19 protein-coding genes and 1 other RNA gene are annotated in these 22,348 nt (G+C 27.1%); 4 read left to right on the forward strand and 16 right to left on the reverse strand.

Going from position 1 to position 22,348, the window contains the following annotated elements:
- Positions 1 to 12 precede the first annotated feature (12 nt).
- Both GOM42_RS09170 and GOM42_RS09175 read right to left on the reverse strand, forming a co-directional pair.
- Positions 13 to 1,338 (reverse strand): peptidoglycan DD-metalloendopeptidase family protein, encoded by a 1,326-nt coding sequence (locus GOM42_RS09170; RefSeq protein WP_011010541.1) that lies wholly within the window; start codon positions 1,336 to 1,338, stop codon positions 13 to 15.
- 216 nt (positions 1,339 to 1,554) lie between these two features.
- Positions 1,555 to 1,764, reverse strand: coding sequence for a hypothetical protein (locus GOM42_RS09175; protein ID WP_110077171.1), 210 nt, complete (start codon positions 1,762 to 1,764; stop codon positions 1,555 to 1,557).
- Between the two features lie 151 nt (positions 1,765 to 1,915).
- Between GOM42_RS09175 and GOM42_RS09180 the strand changes: the two genes are divergently transcribed.
- Entirely contained in the window at positions 1,916 to 2,104 is a 189-nt protein-coding gene (locus GOM42_RS09180; protein WP_025648948.1) for a hypothetical protein, read from the forward strand.
- A gap of 46 nt (positions 2,105 to 2,150) precedes the next feature.
- Here GOM42_RS09180 and ssrS read toward each other — a convergent pair.
- The 4 genes from ssrS to helD form a co-directional block, all read right to left on the reverse strand.
- Positions 2,151 to 2,346, reverse strand: a non-coding RNA gene (ssrS, locus tag GOM42_RS09185) — 6S RNA.
- 110 nt (positions 2,347 to 2,456) lie between these two features.
- A complete protein-coding gene (locus tag GOM42_RS09190) occupies positions 2,457 to 2,852 on the reverse strand; it encodes a hypothetical protein (protein ID WP_003449533.1) in 396 nt (131 codons plus the stop codon).
- 15 nt (positions 2,853 to 2,867) lie between these two features.
- On the reverse strand, positions 2,868 to 3,125 hold the full coding sequence (locus tag GOM42_RS09195) for a DUF1292 domain-containing protein (protein ID WP_003449706.1): 258 nt from the start codon (positions 3,123 to 3,125) through the stop codon (positions 2,868 to 2,870).
- A 16-nt stretch (positions 3,126 to 3,141) separates the two neighbouring features.
- The gene (helD, locus tag GOM42_RS09200) at positions 3,142 to 5,433 is read right to left on the reverse strand and encodes an RNA polymerase recycling motor HelD (protein ID WP_096071460.1); all 2,292 of its coding nucleotides are present in this window, start codon (positions 5,431 to 5,433) and stop codon (positions 3,142 to 3,144) included.
- A 524-nt stretch (positions 5,434 to 5,957) separates the two neighbouring features.
- Between helD and GOM42_RS09205 the strand changes: the two genes are divergently transcribed.
- Positions 5,958 to 6,428 (forward strand): PA2169 family four-helix-bundle protein, encoded by a 471-nt coding sequence (locus GOM42_RS09205; RefSeq protein WP_003449550.1) that lies wholly within the window; start codon positions 5,958 to 5,960, stop codon positions 6,426 to 6,428.
- A gap of 81 nt (positions 6,429 to 6,509) precedes the next feature.
- Here GOM42_RS09205 and GOM42_RS09210 read toward each other — a convergent pair whose 3' ends face one another.
- Both GOM42_RS09210 and GOM42_RS09215 read right to left on the reverse strand, forming a co-directional pair.
- Positions 6,510 to 7,316, reverse strand: coding sequence for a cation transporter (locus GOM42_RS09210; protein WP_110077172.1), 807 nt, complete (start codon positions 7,314 to 7,316; stop codon positions 6,510 to 6,512).
- A gap of 268 nt (positions 7,317 to 7,584) precedes the next feature.
- On the reverse strand, positions 7,585 to 8,580 hold the full coding sequence (locus GOM42_RS09215) for a hypothetical protein (RefSeq protein WP_110077173.1): 996 nt from the start codon (positions 8,578 to 8,580) through the stop codon (positions 7,585 to 7,587).
- Between the two features lie 141 nt (positions 8,581 to 8,721).
- Between GOM42_RS09215 and GOM42_RS09220 the strand changes: the two genes are divergently transcribed.
- Together GOM42_RS09220 and GOM42_RS09225 are read left to right on the forward strand one after the other, a co-directional pair.
- Positions 8,722 to 9,387, forward strand: coding sequence for a hypothetical protein (locus GOM42_RS09220; protein WP_025648945.1), 666 nt, complete (start codon positions 8,722 to 8,724; stop codon positions 9,385 to 9,387).
- Positions 9,388 to 9,709: 322 nt separating this feature from the next.
- Complete coding sequence (locus tag GOM42_RS09225) at positions 9,710 to 11,635, forward strand: FUSC family protein (RefSeq protein WP_025649150.1); 1,926 nt, start codon at positions 9,710 to 9,712, stop codon at positions 11,633 to 11,635.
- Positions 11,636 to 12,060: 425 nt separating this feature from the next.
- On the opposite strand, the gene GOM42_RS09230 is transcribed toward GOM42_RS09225, so the two are convergent.
- From GOM42_RS09230 to def, 8 genes are all read right to left on the reverse strand, one after another.
- On the reverse strand, positions 12,061 to 15,315 hold the full coding sequence (locus GOM42_RS09230; RefSeq protein WP_110016164.1) for an SNF2 helicase associated domain-containing protein: 3,255 nt from the start codon (positions 15,313 to 15,315) through the stop codon (positions 12,061 to 12,063).
- Positions 15,316 to 15,680: 365 nt separating this feature from the next.
- Entirely contained in the window at positions 15,681 to 16,682 is a 1,002-nt protein-coding gene (locus GOM42_RS09235) for a LacI family DNA-binding transcriptional regulator (protein ID WP_025648239.1), read from the reverse strand.
- A gap of 138 nt (positions 16,683 to 16,820) precedes the next feature.
- On the reverse strand, positions 16,821 to 17,726 hold the full coding sequence (rbsB, locus tag GOM42_RS09240) for a ribose ABC transporter substrate-binding protein RbsB (protein WP_110016163.1): 906 nt from the start codon (positions 17,724 to 17,726) through the stop codon (positions 16,821 to 16,823).
- A 21-nt stretch (positions 17,727 to 17,747) separates the two neighbouring features.
- Positions 17,748 to 18,683 (reverse strand): ribose ABC transporter permease, encoded by a 936-nt coding sequence (locus GOM42_RS09245; RefSeq protein ID WP_025648237.1) that lies wholly within the window; start codon positions 18,681 to 18,683, stop codon positions 17,748 to 17,750.
- A gap of 13 nt (positions 18,684 to 18,696) precedes the next feature.
- Entirely contained in the window at positions 18,697 to 20,202 is a 1,506-nt protein-coding gene (locus tag GOM42_RS09250) for a sugar ABC transporter ATP-binding protein (RefSeq protein ID WP_003478216.1), read from the reverse strand.
- A gap of 85 nt (positions 20,203 to 20,287) precedes the next feature.
- Positions 20,288 to 20,683: a D-ribose pyranase gene (gene rbsD, locus GOM42_RS09255; protein WP_003456057.1), complete on the reverse strand. Its 396-nt coding sequence runs from the start codon at positions 20,681 to 20,683 to the stop codon at positions 20,288 to 20,290.
- A gap of 2 nt (positions 20,684 to 20,685) precedes the next feature.
- Entirely contained in the window at positions 20,686 to 21,618 is a 933-nt protein-coding gene (gene rbsK, locus GOM42_RS09260; RefSeq protein ID WP_025648236.1) for a ribokinase, read from the reverse strand.
- A gap of 140 nt (positions 21,619 to 21,758) precedes the next feature.
- A complete protein-coding gene (gene def / locus GOM42_RS09265; RefSeq protein WP_003449734.1) occupies positions 21,759 to 22,226 on the reverse strand; it encodes a peptide deformylase in 468 nt (155 codons plus the stop codon).
- Positions 22,227 to 22,348 lie beyond the last annotated feature (122 nt).

Raw genomic sequence — 22,348 nt, forward strand, 5'->3', positions numbered from 1 at the left:
ACTCCCTTTAAATTAACTTATATAATTCATAGGATTTACCCATTCACCATTTATCATTATACCAAAATGAAGGTGAGGTCCTGTACTATATCCTGTTGATCCTACATAAGCAATTACTTGTCCTTGTGATACATGTTGACCAGCTTGTACAGCAAGTCTAGATGAATGTCCATATAAAGTACTTGTTCCATCTCCATGATCTATTATAACCATATTACCATAAGCAGTATTCCACCCTGCTTCAACAACAGTACCTGACTTTGATGCAAGAATAGGTGTTCCATAAGATGCTCCTAAATCTGCCCCTGTGTGAACACTTCTTTTTCCTGTAACAGGATGCACTCTAGGTCCAAAGGGATCTGTAACTCCACCTGGAGCTGGTCTCATAAATCCACTTGAGGAATTAGCCTTTGTCTCTGAATTTCCCTCATTACTAGATGAGCTTGATTCCTCTGTACTTTTATTGTTTGTACTACTTTTACTATTATTATCACTATTTACCTTAACACTTTTTTTCTCATTAATTAAATTATTTATATAATCTTTAAGATTAGCATTATCTTCTTCGTAACTATTAATTTCATCTAATACTGTTCTTTCTTTTTCACTTAAGCTATTTATTTCAGCTTGTTTTTCTTCTTCTAAAGAATTTAATTCATTTAATTGAGATTGATACTGACTTACTAAGGTATCATATTCTTTCTTCTCATTTTCTAACTTAGTTTTTTTACTTGATAAGTCTTCTTCTTGACTTTTTAATTGAGATTCTTCACTTTTTAATTCACTTTGAACCTTCTTTATATCATCAATTAACTTATTATCTGTGTCTACCACATATTTTATGCTTGATACATTACTTATAAAGTCCCCTACATTTTTTGATTCAAGCATTATGTATAAAAACTGATTGCTTAAATTAGATTTATAAGCACTTCTTATTCTACCTGAAAGTATTTCTTCTTTTTCTTCTTCTTCCTTTTTCTTCTTATCTATATTACTTTGAATATCATTAATTTGTCCTTGAAGTTTATCTATACTATCCTTTAAGGAGTCAATATTACCTTTATATTCATCAACCTTCTTTTGAGAAGTAAGTAACTTTTGATTTTTATCAGCTACTTGTTTTTGTATTTCATCTAATTTACTTTGAGATTTACTCTTCTCAGAATTTATATCACTTTGTTTATCTTTAAGATCATCTATTTTATTTTTATTACTATCAATTTCTTGTTGAGCTTCTTCTGTAGTCTTAGCTTGTACAATATTAGTGCTATTTATTGAAACCGCAAAAATCATTGATATACTAAGTATAATTGCAGTTAATTTTCTCTTGTTCATAATATTTCACCTATTTCTTCTTTAAATATATTATTTTACTAAAACACTACACATCAACATATTATACACCATAAAAATAATTTTGTTAATATAATAAGTATATATAGTAAATTAAATTAACTTTTTCTTAACCATGTTTTTAAAAAGACTATACAAAAACATACTTTTCTCAAGTAATATGCTTTTATATAGTCCTTAATTATAAATTAAAATTTTTCATTTTTTATTTTTTATTTCATCATCTATAAGTTCTTCTAGAGTTTTAAACTTACTTTTTCCTTTTAAGTAATGTTTTTTTATGCTATCTTCCATTTCTGATAGTGAAACTTCAGCATAAAACTCTTCTTCCTTGAAATCATGTTTCATTCTTTCATATATTCTTTTTATTATATTTTCTCTATCTTTACTACCTATTTCTTTACTCATAATCATTCACTCCCTATACAAGTTAATAATTTATTAATAATTATATTATACACATGGACTAAAATATATTAAAGTAATTAATTAAAATTATTCACCAAATCTTCTATTAATATCTATACTATTACTAGATTTTAAACTTAGGAGGTTTTTTATGAGTAAATCTGCTTGGGACTATACCTTAGAAATTCTATCCTTAATGGGTGACATTGATTATTACAATGATTTGTTAAGTAAAAATCTTAACAAGAAAGAGCGAGAAGTGTATTCTAAAAAAGTAGACACACTAGAAAGTAAGTTCTTCTCTTTAAAAGAAAAGCTAAAAAACACATCAATTTTTTAATGAAAAAAAGGTCCAACAAAAGTTGAACCTTTAAACAAACTCAATTAATGTTCCCAAATATGCCGTCACACTTACAATTTTATACCTGCCTCTCGCAGGTGGGTTTTACGCAAACTAACTCGATCATCTTCCGTCACAAAAGTGAAGTAAAACTTGAAGCCCGATTTCATTAGCTGTTTTGCAAATCCCGTATTTCTCATGTAGGTTAAAATTAATAAGCTTCGCGTACATCTCAGGATTAATCATGTTTTTATTATAACACAAGATATAAAAAAATCAACATTGAATTTTTAGAATGTTTTTACTATTAAGATAGTTTTAGTTAAGTATAAACTTAAAACTATTCTAAAAACTATTTTAATTCATCTAAAATATCATCTATTTCTAGTTCTTCATCCTCTGGTAAGAACACAGCTAAGAACTGTTTTCCTGAATAATTGCTAGCTTCTATTTCATATCCTTCAGCTTTAGCTATTATTTCAAAGTCTTCCATAACTTCTTCTAAAATCTCTTCAACACTATCTGTTGCAATATCATCTAAATATGGAATAACACCTTCCACAATCCATGGATTACTATCTTCTTCATAGTCTGTTTCATCATTTGCACAAGCTTTAGCTCCTTGTATTTCTACATCTTCAAAATCATAATAAAATTTAAGAGCTAATCTGTTATCTTCTGAAGAAACTTCCTCTATTTCTGTTAATCCATTAGTAGATAAAAAATTTATTATTCTATACTTTTCCATAATATTTACCTCTTTTTAGTATAATAACTTCTTATATTCTTTTTTTACTAATCTAAATTCTTCATCATCTTCAACTAAGTTATATTCAACTGAATCATTTACTTTATCAACTCTAAAAACAAAGTCATCAGCTTCATCTCCGTTACCTTCTACTGGTGAAAGAACTATATATTCTTTTTTGTTCTTTTCTCCTAAATATATTTTAGCAACAACCTCAAATTCAACTTTATTTCCCTCTTCATCTCTAAAAGCCATTATTTGTTTTTCTTCCATTATTTCTCCTCCTAAATCAACCTATTAAAGGTGATTTTTCCTCTTTATAAAATATATATTCATAATGTAACGCTCTAGTTAAAACCACATAAAGAAGTTTCTTATCTATTTCATTATCATTATAATTTTCCTTATTTAAATTATAAACTATAGTACAGTCAAATTCTAATCCTTTAGTAAGATATGACGGTATAATTATTAAGTTCAAATCAAACTCTTTTTGATCATCTTTAATTAATTCAAAGTCATAATTTGAATATTTCTTAACTAAAGTTCTTATCTTCTTACATTCATCAATGGTTTTACCCACTATAGCTATTGAAGTTTTTCCTTCATCTTTTACTTTTTTAACTATGTTATCTAATCTTTCACAAAATTCTTTTGCATTATTAAACTCAATTTCCTCTGGAACCATTCCATGTCTTAAAACTGGCTTTGCTGGCTCTTCATAGGTATTTTGTTTAACTAAAACCTTATTTGCATAATTTATTATCTCTACTGTACTTCTATAGCTTTGGCTTAAGTGCTTATACTCTGCATTTTCATCATAAACTAATTTAATAGCCTCTTTCCAATCATTAATACCTTTAAATGAATATATTCCCTGACCAATATCTCCAACTATTGTTAAAGACTTTCCTGAAGCCATCATAGACATAACATATAGCTGTAGCATAGAATAGTCCTGTGCCTCATCAATGACAATATGTTTTAATAAGCTGCTTTCCTCTATTCCTTCTATTCTAAATTTTAAATAAAGCATAGCTGCTAAGTCATCTGAATCTATTATTTTTTTATCTATATTATTAGCCAAATTTTCTCTCATATATTCAGCTAACTTCTCTGGTATTTTTCCCCCTGTTACTTCATTAAAAATCTCCTTGTTTTCAAAGAAATTTTTATAAACATTAGTGGTATCTATACCCTTCCATCTATTAAAGTATTCATTAAATTCTTTTCTAGCAGACTTTTTTATTTCTTTTTTATGATTATCTCTCTCATCATAAAGCTCTATAAGTTTTTCTCTTCTTTCCTTAGAATCTTCCATGCTTTTTTTAAGTCTAGCTATTCTATACTCATACTGAAAATCAACCTTATCTAAAACCTTACTTACCTTTTCTCCTAATTTCTTAGAAAAATAGTTTTTGATTTCATCCTTTCTCTTGTTAACAGGATATTTTATTAAATCCTTTAGGAATAATCTTTTTATCTCCTTTGAATCAAAAACTGAATATCCACAAATTCTTATATTATCTATATCGCTATCTTCTCTTTCAAGAATTTGAATATATCTATCTAACATTTCTTTAAATAATATAGACCCTTTTATTTTACTATCATTCATTATATATTTATTTTTTTCTAAATCATTTTCTAAAATTTCTACTAATTTTTTATCCTTAGTTATAACTTTACCCTTCATACCTAACTTTTTTAAGGCTAGTTCCTCAAAAGTTTTTTGTTCAACCTTATCTACTCCTAAGTTAGGCAACACTTCAGAAATATAATCTAAAAATATTTTATTTGGCGCTACAACTAAAATATCTTCTCCAGTTATGGTTTCCTTATATCTATATAATAAATAAGCTAGTCTATGAAGAGCTACAGTGGTTTTTCCCGAACCTGCTGACCCTTGTATTATTAAAGGTGAATTTTTAGGTGCTCTTATTATATCATTCTGCTCTTTTTGTATAGTAGCTACTACATCTTTTAATTTAGTACCTGTGCTATTTTCTAAATTAATTCTAAGGAATTCGTCTATTAACCCATCCCCTTCTTCATCAAGACCAGATTTTAAAATAATTTCATTAATTCCCTCATCAAAACATTCCTTTAAGTTATGCTCATCATCAAAAAGAAATTTTCTCTTTAAGCTAAGCTCACCCTCAATAACCCCAATAGGTGCCTTATAATATGCTTCTCCTTGAGTACCACTATAATAAAGATCAGCAAGTGGTGCTCTCCAATCTATTACCTTTTCTTCTCCTTCTAGCATATCTCCAAGTCCGCATTTACCTATATAAAAACTTTCAAAATCTTTTCTATATTCCCTAAAATCTATCCTTGCAAAGTATGGCTTATTATAAGATTCTTTAAATTTTTCTTCTTCCTTTGATAAAAAGTCCACAGACTTCTTAACTATTTCTATCTCTGGATCATAGGCTCCCTTAGATTTCTTATTTAAAGCATCTAATTTTTCATTGGCTTTTAACTTCTCACCTTCTAATCTTTCCTCTTCACTTTCAATCCACCTTTTAGTTTCTGAAAGGACTTCTCTCTCATAAGTTAAAATCTTATTATCACTCATAATAAATACCTCCCTCACTAAATAGTCCCATTTAATTTCTCATTTAAATCATAAATAATAAAAAAATAATTTATAAAACAAAAAATTTTAATTTCTAGAATACACTTTAAAAAAGGTGTAAAAGACTACTTCATTATTATTTACTAACAATGTAAGTCCTTTTACACCTTTATTTCACGAAATATGTTTTAATCATTTAAATTCTTCTATAATCTTAATCTATTTAGCTAAAATCATATTAAAGATAGAACATATTTTTAGGTATAATCAATTTATTTTCCTTCATAAAGTCATTATTATAACTTGCCTACATCATATTGTTAATTATATTAGATTTTATTATTAAGTTCAATTATATTTTCTATTACACAATCTAATCTACTCTAAAATAATAACCTTATTAATTAACCTTTACTAAAAACAATATTTTAAAATATTAATATAAAACTAAGAATTTCTTATTTAAAATAAATTTTTCTAATTATTTTTTTATAAAAGGACAAAATAAAGTAGAGGTGATATTCATGGAAAAAATTACAGATAGAACTCCTAGTGAAGCTTTAAACGATAATCTTAAAGGGCTTTATATGGGAATGGATATTTTTAAACGTTACGAAAAAAAATGTAAGTCTAATGACTTAAAAAATTTACTAAATGATGTTATAAACCTTTACTCTAAGGAAGCCTGTGAACTTTCAAGTAAAATATCTGCTCTTGGTGATTCACCAGCTTCAAATGTTGGCATTCTAGGAAAAGCTTCTGAGGCTATTTACAATATAAAAACTGTTACAGCTGATACAGATAGTGAAATTCTAGAAGAAAGCATAAAAGCTTTTAAGACAGGTATAATTATGTTTCAAAAGTTTTTACATGAAAAAGAAGATCAATTAGATAAAGAATCAATTGACCTAGTAAAAAATATGATACAAGAAAATGAAGAGCTTAGCAAAAAATTAAATGAGTATTCAAGCCCTCACCAAGCTAACTTTTTCTAAATAAACTAGGCTATATAAATAGCCTATAAATAAAACTTATAAATTGTTTATTAAACTATTTATAAGTTTTAATTTAAGCTTTTATATAGCCCACTTTTTATCCTTAGTAAAGGATACATTTAGCCATTTTTCATAATTTATATGTGATAAAGAATTAAATATTTTTTCTCTTAAACTATCCATTTCATCTAATGCTTTAATATTAGATTCTTCATTATATATAAAATCTATTTCTATTCTTAAATCATTTCCCGTTTTAGAAACCCTTGTAATGGTATCTTCAAAGTTATATTCTCTCTCTATTCCCTCTACAAGTTTATCTATTTCTAAAGTTATACTATCATCAGCCTTAAACTCTAAAAGTTCTTTTAATCCATCACCGAAGGATTTTATAGGCATTTTTATAAATACTGATGAACAAATAATAACCATTAATGGATCTAAGTATCTATTAAACCAAATAAACTCTGTATGCTTAATTATATTTGCTATTAAAAATCCTACTAAAACTCCCATGCTTAATAAAGTGTCCATTAACCATTGACTACTTTCTATATTTACTAAACTTGAGTTAATAGCTTTTCCTTTTTTCTTTAAGAAAAAATATGCAATTCCACACCCTAAAGTTGATATTAAGGCATATATTAAGGCATACCCATATTGAACTTCATTACCCCCATTTATTAAATCTTTAATAGAACCTGTAAGTGAATATATACACATAATAAAAATTGCTAAGGATTTAATTATTACTATTAAAGGTTCTATCATCTTCTTACCAAAGGGATACTTCTCATAATCTTTTTTATTTATATAAATACTTCCCATTAGGGCTAGTAATGATAAAATTACACCACCTAAGGAATACATTCCATCAAATAAAATCATCTCTGATTTTACAGTTCATCCCCATGCTATTCCTAACACAGCAAAAAACAATGTTCCTAATGTAGATATCTTAAGCAAATAACTTTCCGTCTCCATAAATTTCACCTCAAAATAAACCTTCTAATAATATTTTATGGTTTTTTTCAAGGAAATTCACTAACTAATAAGTCTTAAATATGACACTATTATATTATCTTTACCTTGTATAAAATTTAGTATAAAACATTTTAAGCACTATTTTATATAAGAAAGCTACTTTAAAAACTAATTATTTATTTAATCTAATACTATATTCAATATTTTCTTTTAATATTAGAGCTTTTTCCTTTGAAGGATAGGGATATTGAAAACTTAAATTCATATTTATTGATTTTAAAGCTTCAATTAAATCTTTCGCAAAGAATTGTAACACAGCTAAATAGTACCAATATATTGATGATGAATCAAAATTTACATTATCATCAAAGTATTCAGCTAAACTTTTCCAGTTATTTTCATAAAGATTTCTTGTACCAATTAAAAAATCTTTTTTATTACTTATTTCTTTACTTCTGTTATTTTGATTTATGAGATTTCCTTTCAAAATTACTGTTTGATCAATTATAATAAAAGAATTACCTTGCCATTTTAATGTACTTTCAATTAGACCTATATTATCCGTAGCTGCTTGACCAATAACCTTTTGAACAATACTTAAATTAGCAACTTCACTTCCCATAGGATAATATGAATTACTTCCCCATACACTATTTATATTTGCTTTCTCCTTTCCTTCTTTTACTTTTCCATCTCCAGAATATACAAAGTCTAGATAATATTTAAAATTTTCTTTTATATCAATAATATATTTTTTATTTCTTTCATAGTTAAGTACCTCAACTTTATAATCATCTCTATAAAAAGCACTTACTTTATTTTTCTCATAGAAATCATTGGTATTAAATATTTCCTTTAATTCATTATTCTCATAAGTAAGAATTTGCCCCTTAACACATCCCCCAAAACAATCACCTATGGATCTTATAAATATATCTAATTTATTTGGATCCCTAAAGGGTTCTAAATGAACTTCAAAATTATAATTATTTTCTTCTAATTCATACCTTACAACCCTTCCTGAATTCCCCTCTTTAATAAGTAACCAATGTCTATTTAAACATTTATTAAAGGCACAGGACATAATATAAACTTCGTCATTAATACCATCACCAGTAACGTCTCCTAATTTATAATCTATTATTTTTTCATTATTATTCTCAAGCATATTAACTCCAAATTATATAGTTATAATATTATTTTATCTTCTATCTCCTTATCTGTTACTTTCATTTGAAAACAAGTGAAATTTAAATTAATTTAGTTTATAATTGAATTAATAAACTCTTATAGATGGGAGATAATTAACATGACTAAAAAGAAAAAGAAACTTTTTATAGTTATATTATCAGTATTAATTTTAATATTAGCTTGTTTTTTTGGAGTAAAAGCAGTTTATAAATCATATTTTGCTCCTAAAGTATCTGTAACCTCAATAAATTCTAACATAGAACTTAACGATTGGAATTTAATAAAAAAATTCCTTCCTAACAATATAAATCTTTCTTTAAAAGAAATAAATGTTAGCTCTACAACTGAATTTTCTGATTCTGAATTAACAGATTTATTTATACTAGCTTTGCGTGAAGAACCTGATGCAATAAAAGATCTTACAGGATTAAAGGTTGATATAGAAAACGATGATATTAATATTTATGTAGATATAAACTATAAAGATATACCTTTCCAAGGAAAACTTACCTTTACAGCTCAAAGTAAGGATGGTAAAGGAATATTCCACTATAAAGAAGGAAAGGTTGGTTTTATTGATATTTCTAAGGATACTATCTTTAAAAACCTTCAAGATAATTCAATACTTTCCTTTGACAAAACTAATGGAGATATAATCCTTTCTTTTAAGGATATAATAAAATACCTTCAAATAAAATCTATAAAGGTAGAGGATAATAAAATAGTAATAGTATTTAATGGTACTATTCCCTTACTTAGCTCAATCTTTCCAAACCTAAACTAAAAAATGGCTTTATCAAAATATAATAATAAAACTTATAAACATATTCCGAGAATTACTAGATTTCGCTAAGAATTTATAATTATTACTCCGAAGATATTACTAAAGCTTCGAAACTTGCTACGCTTCGAACAGTCTCAGCTTTTTAACGTAATATCTTCTCCGTAATAATTATAAATTCTAAAGCTCATCTAGATATTCTCTTCATATTGTTTATAAGTTTTATCAAAAGGTATTTTGATAAATGCCTTTTTTTAATTTCAAACATAAATTTATATATTAAGTGGAATAATAGATTTATTATATATTAATTTAGGTGATGTTTATGATTGATAAAGTTATAAAGAAACACAATTTAGATGTGGATTCTATGAAACGTGAAGGTACAATTGCCTGCTTAACATTTTTAGCCTCTTGGATATTCTTTGGAATTAATAATGCAATCTTAGCATATCCAATAGCTTTAACCTCCTCAATTCTTTTAAAAGAAAATTTTAAAATAAATCCTTTAGAAAAAACTATACGACTTTTATTTTTATATTGTTTTATAGTTGTTTTATCTTTTTTAGCATCAAACCATTTTTTATTAGGAATTATAATAAACTTCTTCACCATATTTTTCATAGCTTATAAGCTCTCAGTTGCCTACACTCCTTTATTATACAAACCATTCTTAATGTTATATGTATTTACTTATTTTTATAAGGTAGACTTTCAAGGCTTACCTAGAAGATTATTATCTATTTTCTTTGGCTTTAGTTTAATAATAATCTTTCACTTATTTTTAAACAAACTAAGTTATAAATCCTTAATAAAAGATAGTATAAATAAATCTTTATTTTTATTAGAAAGCCAAGTGGATAACCTTATTTTTAAAAGTTATAATTTAGATTTGCAGCAATCTATTTCTAAAGAACTTACTACTATTTGTTATAACCTTTATACTACAAGAAAAAGAAAAATTTTAACTAATAACTTAGGTAGTATTCAATTTAAAATATATATAATATTAGAAAACTTAAACTTAGATCTATATAATCTAAATAAGCTCTACTCAAAGCTTAATTACAATAGTGCCCTAATTAAATCATTTTTAAAGGAATTAAAAAAATCTATAAATATTTTAAGATTATATTTAAATGATGAGATTTCTTATTATGAAATAGATAAACAACTGTATAGATTAAATAGGTTTCATGAAGATTTACCTGATCAGTTCACTTTTTTTCATGACTTATCTATTTCAGTAACTAATCTTTATTTGTATTTAGCTGATATGACTACTCTTGAAGAGGGTGAAGGATATAAAAGCTATGATTTATGGAAAAATACAGATAAAAACCAATTTAAATTTAGAGATTCTCTACATTTTGGTACAATAAAACTTAATTTTGCCCTAAGGATTTCTTTAACCTTAAGTCTTGTTTTACTTCTTAGCTATCTATTTGATTTTACTAAAATGAGTTGGCTTGGAATAACTATAATGTCAATAATGCAACCTTATTATGAAGAGACCTTAAATAAAAGTAAAGACAGATTAAAGGGTAATCTTTTAGCTATTTTTCTTGTAATTATTATTTTAAACTTGTTTCAAAGCCAAGTTGTGCATATTATTGTATTAGTTTGTAGCCTGTATCTAACCTATGGATTTAAAAGCTATTATAAGCTCTCTCTCTTTACTGCCATCTCTGCTATTTGCATGGCATCTCTTAGCTATGGAGTTAATACCTTAGCTATTTTTAGATTTTTTTATTTAGCTTTAGGTATATTAATAACCTTCTTAGCTAATAAGTTTTTATTTCCTTATAACTTAGATCAAGGACTAAAGGAATTAAGCCTTAAATTAATAAAATATGTAAATATATTAGCAGAAGATCTAATAAAAAACCCTTCAAAAAATGAAGAGGAAATAATAAACTTAACCATACATATAAAGCTTATGTGTAATAAGCTTACACTTAGAAATATTCAAAAAAAAGATAAGGATATAAACAGGTTAATACTCTTAACTGAAAATCTTACTGCTTCTTTAAGCTACTATACTCTCTTAAAGAAAGATTTAGGATTAGTATGTGGAATAAATAAAGATGAGTTAATTAAGCTTCAAAGTAAATTACAATATTCCCTTAAAGAAAAGGTTTCATTAATAGATATAATAAACCTATTAGACTCAACAGTTGATTCTCTTATTAATTGTCCTTACTCTAGAAAAGTAATTTATAACCCTGCCTCTAATGGGTTTATATATTAATTAAAGCTTATTTCTTAAGTAACTATCTCATTATAAGAACACTTAGAATAAAATTTATAATGAGATAAAAAACTTATTTATGTGATTAAATTATAAGTGAATAGAAAATTAAACTATAAACCTTAATAATATTATCTTAATTTTATAAAAATATAAGAGCTTATATGAAGCTTAATAAAACTTAAAATCTAATTTTTCAAATTAATAAAAATGATTTTTGTAAGTTTTATTCATAAGCTATTTTCATATAAGCTCTTTTTTATATTAATAAACTTTATTATTTTAAATTATTTATAGGGCTCATTATTAACTATATAAATAACATTCCAATACAGGTTTCACCACTATGATCAGTTCATTATTAACTATATACTAAAGCTTAGCGTTTCTTAAATCACCTAAATTTATTATCTTATAGTTTATTATTAACCTAAATAATCTACTTTGAATAAATCCATTAACTCTTCTTCACTTAAGGTATTAAATGTACTTCCTGCTCCTAATTCTCCCTCTTCAATAATCTTAGAAATCAATTCCTTCTTCTCCTCTTGAAGAGCTACTACCTTTTCCTCAATAGTTCCTTTAGCTATTAATTTTATAACCTCTACTACATTTTTTTGTCCCATTCTATGTGCTCTATCCGTTGCCTGATTTTCTACTGCTGGATTCCACCAAGGATCAAAATGAATTACAATATCTGCTGAAGTTAAGTTAAGTCCTGTTCCCCCAGCTTTTAAACTTATTAAAAATACTGAGTTTTCACCTTCATTAAATTCATTCACCATATTTATTCTTTTCTTAGATGAAACACTTCCATCTAAGTAACTAAAAGAAATTTTTTCTTCCTTAAGTCTACTACTTATATTTTTTAATACTGAAGTAAACTGTGAAAACACAAGAATTTTATGTCCTTCTTCTATTCCTTGATTTAATATTTCAACTAAAGCCTCTATTTTTGCACTTTCCCCCATATAATCATTTATTGTTACAGAAGGATCTAAGGCTAATTGTCTAAGTTTAGTTATATAAGATAATATCTCTATTTTACTCTTATTAAATTCCTCTGCATCCTGTTTCTTTTCCATAATTGATAAGGCATTATTAGCATATATTGAATATACCTTTTTCTGCTCTTCTCCTAAATCAACTAAATGCATCTTTTCAATCTTATCAGGTAATTCTTTTATAACATCTTTTTTCTTTCTTCTTAGTATGAAAGGTTTTATAAGACTATGTATTTCACTTAATACTTCTTCACTTTCATTTAACTTTTTATAATATCTAACAGTGAATCTTTTTCTATCATAAAGATATCCTGGCATTACAAAATCAAAAATAGACCAAAGTTCCATAAGAGAATTTTCCATAGGGGTACCAGTTAAAGCAAATTTATATTCTGAATTAACCTCTTTAACAGCTTCAGAATTTTGAGAATCTGGGTTCTTAATAGCTTGAGCTTCATCAATAAAGCAATAATCAAAGGTTATCTTCTTATATTCCTCTAAATCTCTTTTTAATAAGTTATAGGTAGTTATAATTACATCCTTACTCCCTATATCTCTTAAAGCTTCTTCCCTCTTATCCTTGCCTTCATTTAATACCTCCACAACTAAATTAGGTGCAAATTTATTGAATTCTTCCTTCCAGTTATATATTAATGAAGTTGGTGCTACTACTAGTGTCTTCTTTCCCTTATTAGAAAGAATAAAGGTAATTGCTTGAAGGGTTTTTCCAAGTCCCATTTCATCTCCAAGAATTCCTCCTAAGCCTAAATGCTCTAAAGTTTTAAGCCAATTGTATCCAAACTTTTGATATTCTCTAAGCTCAGCCTTAAGATCCTTAGGAACTTCAAAGGACAGTTTATTTATATTTTTAAATTTACTTTTCAATTCATTTAACTTCTTTTTCCCCTTAATATATCTAATACCCTTCTCTTCTATGTAATTAGCTATATATAATGCCCTACTATTATTTATTTCTAGACTATTATTCTCTAAATCTCCATTATCCACTGAATCTAATAACTTTAAAAATTGCTTTAATTCTAGTTCTTCTAAATCAAGAAATTCTCCATTTTTAAGTTTAAAAAACTTTAAATTTTCCCTAAAAGCTCTAAGTATTTCTCTTGTCTCCTCGCTAGGTATGTCTCCTATTTTAAAGTCAAACTCAAAATAATTATATCTTCCTGGTTTGATGTCTCCCTTTATTCCCTTGCTTCCTAAGCTTTTTATACCTTTAAAGTTTTCTGAATAATACACTTCTCCATACTCTTGTAATTTGCATACATCATATTTAAAAAAGCTAAATATATATTCATCTCCTAAATGGAAATAAAACTTTTTATTTATCTCTTCAAGGCTAAATCTCTCAATTAAGGCAATTACTTCTTTTTCTTTTTTTATATCTCTATATATTATTTTTTCCTTACAATCATCAAATATATTAAATTCATAAGAACCATATTTTACTTTTAAGGTTAAGGTTACTTCTTTCCCCTCTTTATCAAAGTAAAAATTAAATTTTACAGGCTCTAAAACCGTCTTATTCATTATATTTTTAGAAAGAACTACATTCTCAGTTAAATCTCTTAAGGAAGGTATTAATTTTCTAAATACTCTTTCCTCTTCACATTTATCAATCTTTACAACCTTTCCTTCTGAAAATATATCTAAATAATTCTTTATTTTATAACAAAAATCTTTTTTAGGAATATATATATTAGTTCCATATAAGAATACATCAGCTCTATCTCCTAAAACCTTAGGCATTCCGTTTAAGGAGCTAAGTTCAAAATTATTTTTTGAATCCTTTAGAGAAAAATCTATTGGAACCTCTTCAAAAAGTACTTCACTTTCTACTGCTCTATAAAAAAATCCTTCATTCAAATAAATTCTATGATTTTTTATAACACGGAAAAAATCTCTTACTAAATAATTAGGTATCTTTATGCTTTTACCCTCTATAAATGTATCTCTATTTCTTAAGAAGCTTTTTATTGGCTTTTCTATCTCTTTTAAGCTTTCTATAAACTCTATTAACTCCCTATCCTTAGTACTTAACTTTTGTTCCCTTATATCAAAAGTAAAAATCTTACTATATTTAATAGGTATTCTGTTATAGTAAGCTACTAAAAATTGTTCAATATCCTTTAATATATAAAGTTTATTTGAACTCATGGACTTAGTTCCTATTTTAAACTCTGCTAATATACTATTACTCCACTCATTTTTATTTATATAAACCTCTATTTTTAACTCTTCTTTATCTGTTTCCTCTTGAAGAATTAAATCTAAGATTTTATTTTCTTTCTTCTTAGAAAATAAGTTTTTATCCTCTTCAAACTCTTTTTTCTTAGCTAAATCCCCTAAAGCCTTATAAAAAGTTGCTACTAAATGCTTACAACAATAATTTTCCTTACTAAACTCATGTTTTTCATAATCAGTACAGGTACAATATGTTGATAAAATCCCCCTACTTCTAATATCTATCTCTAATTTCGTACTATATTTACTAAATAATTGTTCTGAAATTACTATTCCATTAACAGCTACTAAATCTTCCTCGTCTTCTATTTCTACTGACTCCACAAGATCGTTATTTATTATTCTTTGTCCCTTAGCATAATTTCTTCCTGTAGTTTCTTCTTTAAACCTTTGTAACAATAAATCTTCAACTAACATATTTACTCCTCTATTTAAGTGCTTCATATCTTATAATTATAACATAAATTTATTTTCTCTGAAAAACTATGTTAACTTTACTTTTTACAAAACTTATTTTTAAGTAAAATAAAAATGAGGCTGTATCAAAATAGCTTTTAATAAGACTTATAAACAATATGAAGAGAATATCTAGATGAGCTTTAGAATTTAAATTATTACGGAGAAGATATTACGTTAAAAAGCTGATACTGTTCGAAGCGAAGCAAGTTTCGAAGCTTTAGTAATATCTTCGTAGTAATGATTATAAATTCTTAGCGAAATCTAGTAATTCTCGGAATATGTTTGTAAGTCTTATTATTAACTTTTGACACAACCTCATTTAATTATTTTACTGTTCCCCTCTCTACTAAAGAAGGCTCTAAATTTATTATTTTGCTTTTTAAAGATTTATTGTTTATTAAGTCCATAAGTAGTTTACAAGAAGACTCTCCAATTTTATATATTGGTTGAGCTATGGTAGTTAATTCTGGCTCCATATAAGAACAAATGTTTATATTATCATAACCTAATATGCTTATATCTTCAGGTATTTTATATCCGTTTCTTATTAAGTATTTCATACCTCCAATTGCCATAACATCACTACTATAAAAAATTGCATCTACCTTTTTATTATTTTTAATTATTCTCTCTGTGGCATTTATTCCACCTTCCATAGAGAAATCTGATTCTTCTATTATGGTCTCACTAGATATTCCTAAGTTCTTTGCCGTATTTTTGAAACTCTCTAGTCTTAAATTAGCTATTTCTAAATTAGCCTTTCCTGTAACAAAGGCAATATGCTTATTACCCTTATTAACTAAGTAATTTACTCCTAATTCAACACCTTTCTTGTTATCACAAAATACACCATTAGCATTCTTTTCATCTGAAACCATTCTATCAATCATAACAAAAGGAATCTTATTATTTTTTAGAATTTTAATCCACTCTTTACCATCACCACAAGCTGCTATTATAACGCCATCTACTAATTTACTAATTAAAAGTTTTAAGTATTCCTCTTCTTTCTTTTTTTCATTGAGAGTGTTGCACAAAATAATACTATAACCATGCTTTTCACTTTCAACTTCTATGGCCTTTGCCATTTCTGAGAAAAAAGGGTTTTGAATATCTGGTATTATCATACCTAAAGTATAACTCTTTTTAGTACTTAGGCTTCTAGCTAAGGAATTTGGTATATAATTCATATCTTTTGCAGCTTTAAATATTTTTTCTCTAGTCTCTTTTGAAACATTTATTTCTTTATTATTTAATACCATAGATACAGTGGTCTTTGATACATTTACTGCTTTAGCTATGTCTAGTAATGTAGTTTTTCCCATTTTACGCAACACCTCTTGTCCGCTTCCTTTTATAACAACAGTAATTATACCATATTATGACTACCTATACCCCTACTATTTAGCATATACAAGCATTATTTAATATTATTAATCAAAACAAATCTAAACTTTTACTACTTATTTAGTATATACCTTAAGGTCTGCTGCTATTTTATCTTTAATGCTTTCACCATTATATATCTTATTAGCTAATTCTACTCCTAATGCTCCAATTAAATCTGGTTGTTGAGCTATTGTAGCTGTCATTTCATTAGCATCTATGGAATCTTTAGCATCATCATTTCCATCGAATCCTATAACTAATGCATTTATTCCACTAGCCTTAATTGCTTTAACTGCCCCTAAAGCCATTTCATCATTGTGAGCAAATACAACTTGTATATTAGGATTAGCTTGGATTATATTTTCCATAACTTGAAGACCTTTTTGTCTATCAAAATCAGCAGCTTGTATTGAAATAAAGTTAAATTTATCATTTTTATCCATTATATTATGGAATCCTTCTCCCCTATCTCTAGTAGCTGATGCACCTGGAATACCTTGTATCTCAACTACATTTATTGGTCCTTTTTCATCTTTGAATTTATCTAATACATACTCAGCAGCCATTTCTCCACCTTTTATATTATCTGAAGCTATATGACTTGTTATTTTTCCACCATTAGCTTGTCTATCTAATGTTATTACTGGAATATTACTCTTGTTAGCTACCTCAACAGTCTTAATTACGGCATCGCTATCTGTTGGATTTATAAGTAAAGCAATAACTCCTAATTGTACTAAATCCTCTACATTTGCTCTTTCCTTAGCTGGATCATTTTGAGAATCTAATACTACTAAATCATATCCTAATTTTTCAGCCTCTTTTTCTGCTCCATCTTTCATATTTACAAAGAATGGGTTATTAAGAGTTGATAATACCATTCCTATTTTAGGCTTATTATCTCTTCCACACCCTATAAATGAAGTCATAAGCATCATGAGCATTAATCCAACTGAAAATATCTTTTTATTTATATGCATAAAACTCACCTCTTAAGCTTCTTAATTTTTTCTGCTCTTTTTATCTAAAAGTACTGCTATTAATATAACTAAACCTTTTACTATTGATTGATAGAATGGTGATACATTCATAAGGTTTAATCCATTATTAAGTACACCTATAATAAGAGCACCTATTAAAGTACCTGTAATTGTTCCTTCTCCCCCTGCTAAAGAAGTTCCTCCTATTACTACAGCAGCGATAGCATCTAATTCAAATCCTGTTCCTGCATTAGGTGAAGCAGATCCTATTCTACTTGTTATTATTACCCCTGCAATAGCTGAGGCAAAACCTGATACTACATAAACTAAAGTTTTTATCTTATCTGTATTTATTCCTGATAATCTTGAAGCATCTTCATTTCCACCTAAAGCATATAAATATCTTCCAAATCTTGTTTGTGATAAAGCATATACTGCTATGATTGCTATTATTATTGTTATTATAACTGGTATTGGCATAAATCCAAGTTTACCATTTCCTATTTTAACAAAAGCTTCAGGTAATTTTGATATTGGAGTACCATCTGTAAATACTAAAGTAGCTCCTCTAAATATTGTCATTGTAGCTAAAGTAACTATGAATGCTTGTAATTTTCCTTTTGATACTAATAAACCATTTATTAATCCAACTGCTATACCAATAACAGCTGCCACTATAATTGCTAAGAATACGTTTCCAGTTAACTTAACAATAGAAGCCCCTACGGCACCACTAATAGCTAAAGTAGATCCAACTGATAAGTCTATTCCACCAGTTAAAATTACGAAAGTCATACCTATTGCTATGATTGCATTAACTGAAACCTGTGTAAATACGTTAGTTATATTAGATACACTTAAAAAGTTTGGAGTAACTATAGTAATAACTATACATAATAATACTAGTCCTATAAGAGATTTATATTTAGATATATTTGCTTTAACATTCGCTTTCATTATGTAATCCTCCCTAATTGTTTATTCCAACGGCTAATTTCATTATACTTTCTTGGTTTGCTTCATCTCTATTTAATTCCCCAGAGATTCTTCCTTCACTCATAACCATAATTCTATCACTAATTCCTAAAACCTCTGGTAAGTCTGAAGAAATCATTATTATGGCTTTTCCACTAGCTTTAAGTTCATTTAAAAGTTCATAAATTTCTTTCTTTGCCCCTACGTCTATTCCTCTAGTTGGCTCGTCAATTATTAATACTTCTGGAGATAACATAAGCCATTTAGCAAGTATAACCTTCTGTTGATTACCTCCACTTAAATTCTTAATAAATTGCTCCTTATTTGGAGTTTTTATGTTTATCTTCTTAATATAGTACTCTATATCCTTTGCTTCTTCTTTTTTATCAAGAGATTTAAACTTATTCTCATATTTCTTTAAGTTACATAAGGTCATATTTTCTCCAACAGACATTCCTAAAATACAGCCTTCTTTTTTTCTATCCTCTGAAAGATAACATATACCATTATTTATTGCGTCACTTATGCAATTTATATTAATAGGACTTCCATTTAAAGAAATTTCACCACTTGTTCTTTTATATTCTCCAAATATTGTTTTTGCAAGCTCTGTTCTGCCTGATCCCATAAGACCTGCAATTCCTAATATTTCTCCCTTTCTCAGAGTAAATGAAGCTCCTTTAACTCCTTCCTTACAGCTAAGATTTTTAACTTCTAAAGCTAAATCTCCTTTTTTAACATCTCTGTATGGAAATTGATCCTCTATGGTTCTTCCAACCATCATTGCTATAAGCTTATCATTATCTATGTCTTTTATTTCTGCACTTCCTGCATATTTACCATCTCTTAATACTTCTACTCTATGACATATTTTAAATATTTCTTCCATTCTATGTGATATGTATATTATTGCTATTCCCTTTTTTCTTAAATTCTCTATTACTTTAAAAAGGTTTTCAGTCTCTACATCAGTTAAGGCTGTAGTAGGCTCGTCCATAATAATTATTCTAGCATTCTTAGTTAAGGCTTTTGCTATTTCTATCATTTGCTTTTCACCTACATTAAGAGTACTAACTAATCTATTTGGATCTATATCACAGCCTATTTGCTCTAAGAACATTTTACTTCTTTCATCTAATAATTTTTTATTTATTCTTCCTGTAAATTTACTATGTTTTTCATTACCTAAAAATATATTTTCTGAAACAGTTAAGTTATTTAAAACACTAAGTTCTTGGTGAATTATTGTTATACCAGCTTCTTCTGCTGATTTAATTCCCTTTACTTCTACTTCTCTTCCTTCAATGAATATCTTACCTTCATCTTTTTTATATACTCCACTTAGTATTTTCATTAAAGTTGATTTCCCTGCTCCATTTTCTCCCATTAAAGCAGTAACTTCTCCACCATAAGCCATTAAGCTAACATTATCTAAAGCTTTGACTCCTGGAAAGGATTTTGATACACCTACCATTTTTAGCATTGGTGTTCTTTCACCCATTTACTACACCTCCCAAAATAATTCCTATTTTGCAAAGAATATTCCACCCAATAAATACTGAGCAGAATATTCATTTTTAAACTTTTTAAAAAACAACCCCTGATTTTAAGATTATATTTGCATATGGAGTTTGTTCTCCAGTTCTAACAACTGCCTTACAATCTTTTAATTCTTTCTTTAATTCCTCATGTGATATAAAAGTTATTTTAGTATCTTTTATAATCTCTTTTATTTCTGTAAATAATTCTGGACTTACCTTTTCTGTTTCCTTAGCAATAAGTACCTCTTCTACTTGTAATTCTTCTAAAATAGCTTTTAAAGTTTCTATAAAGCCAGGTACGCCTTTTATTAAAGCTAAGTCTATTCTCTCAGTTTCCTTTGGTATAGGTAATCCACAATCTCCTATAGCCAACATATCAGTATGGCCCATCTTTGATATTACTGAACTTATGTTACTATTTAATAAGCTTGTTTTTCTCATAATTACTCTTCTCCCTTATAAACTTCTAAAACTTCCTTTAGATATGGTATTGATGGTTGAGCCCCTTTCCTTTGTACTGCTATTGATGATACCTTATTTCCAAATCTTATGGAACTACTTAAAGTCTCTCTTCCTAAATTTTTAGTATCTAACTTTGAACTTAAGCCTCCAATGAAGCTATCTCCAGCAGCTGTAGTATCTATTGCATTAACTCTATACGCTGGAACTATTTCACAAAAATCTTTTCCTATTAAAGCTGCTCCCTTTTCACCAAGAGTAATAATTATAAACTTAACTCCTTTATCTAAGAATATATCCCCAGCCTTTTTAGCATCTTCTATATCTTTTATTGCAATTCCAGTTAAAAGCTCTGCTTCTGTTTCATTTGGAACTATTATATCTGTATATTTTAATAATTCATCTTTTATTTTTTTAGCTGGAGCTGGATTTAATATTGTAACTTTTCCATTTTCCTTAGCTATTTTAAATGCTTCTATTGTAATATCCTCTGGTGTTTCAAATTGTGAAATTATAATATCTGATTCTTTTATTAAATTTTCAGCACTATGTATTTCATCTTTTGTTAATGTCATATTTGAACCAGCATTAACAATTATTGAATTATTTCCATTATCATTTACCATTATTAAAGCCATTCCAGTTGGCTCTATTCTATCTTCAAAAACATATTTAACATCTATATTATCTTCTACTAATTTATCTCTTAACTCTCTTCCATTTTCATCTTTTCCTATTTTAGAAATCATGAAAACTTCTGCGCCACTTCTTTTAGCTGCTACTGCTTGATTAGCTCCTTTTCCACCAGCTATTTTTTGAAATGACTTAGAGAGTATAGTTTCTCCTACTTTAGGCATATCTTTAACCTTTAAAACTAAATCCATATTCATACTTCCAAGTACACATATCTTATTCATTAATATCCCTCCCTAGTTAACCGATTCAGTGAACCGATTAACTATATAATAATACTTTTGTAAACGATAATCAAGACTTTTTTTGTAAAAATATAAAAAAAGAGTATAGATTTTTAAATCTATACTCTTAAACTAGCTATTTATTTTTCAACTAATTCGTACATTTCTTTAGCTCTATCAACGTACATAATACCTTCTAAGTGATCTATCTCATGTAAGAAACATCTTGCTAAAAGATCTTGAGCTTCATAAACTTTTAATTCGCCCTTTTCATTTAAAGCTTGTATTCTTACTGCTCTTGGTCTTTCAACTAATCCCTCATGCATTACATAGCTTAAACAACCTTCATAATCTTCATAAGTTTCCTTTGAAACTCCTGTTACCTCTGGATTTATAAGAACATATTCATTCTCACCATCTCCAAAATTTATATAAACAACTCTTTTATTAACTGCTATTTGAGGTGCAGCTAATCCTATTCCTTCTACAGTTGCTAATGTATCTTTTAAATCTTGTATTAATCCTTTAACTTCATTAACATCTTTAACAGGTTCTGAAACCTTTTTTAAAGCTTCGTGTCCTATTTGAACTATTTTCTTAACAGCCATTTAACTTCTCCTTTCAAAATTCCTATAAATATATTAAAACATAAAAATATAAATTTTTCACTAATAAATTATATATTATATTCTCTGTAAAATATTATTGACTGTCTTTAAAGCATCTAAGT

The organism is Clostridium sp. 16K-1-R1, assembly GCF_023921145.1.
GTDB classification, from domain to species: Bacteria; Bacillota; Clostridia; order Clostridiales; family Clostridiaceae; genus Sarcina; species Sarcina perfringens.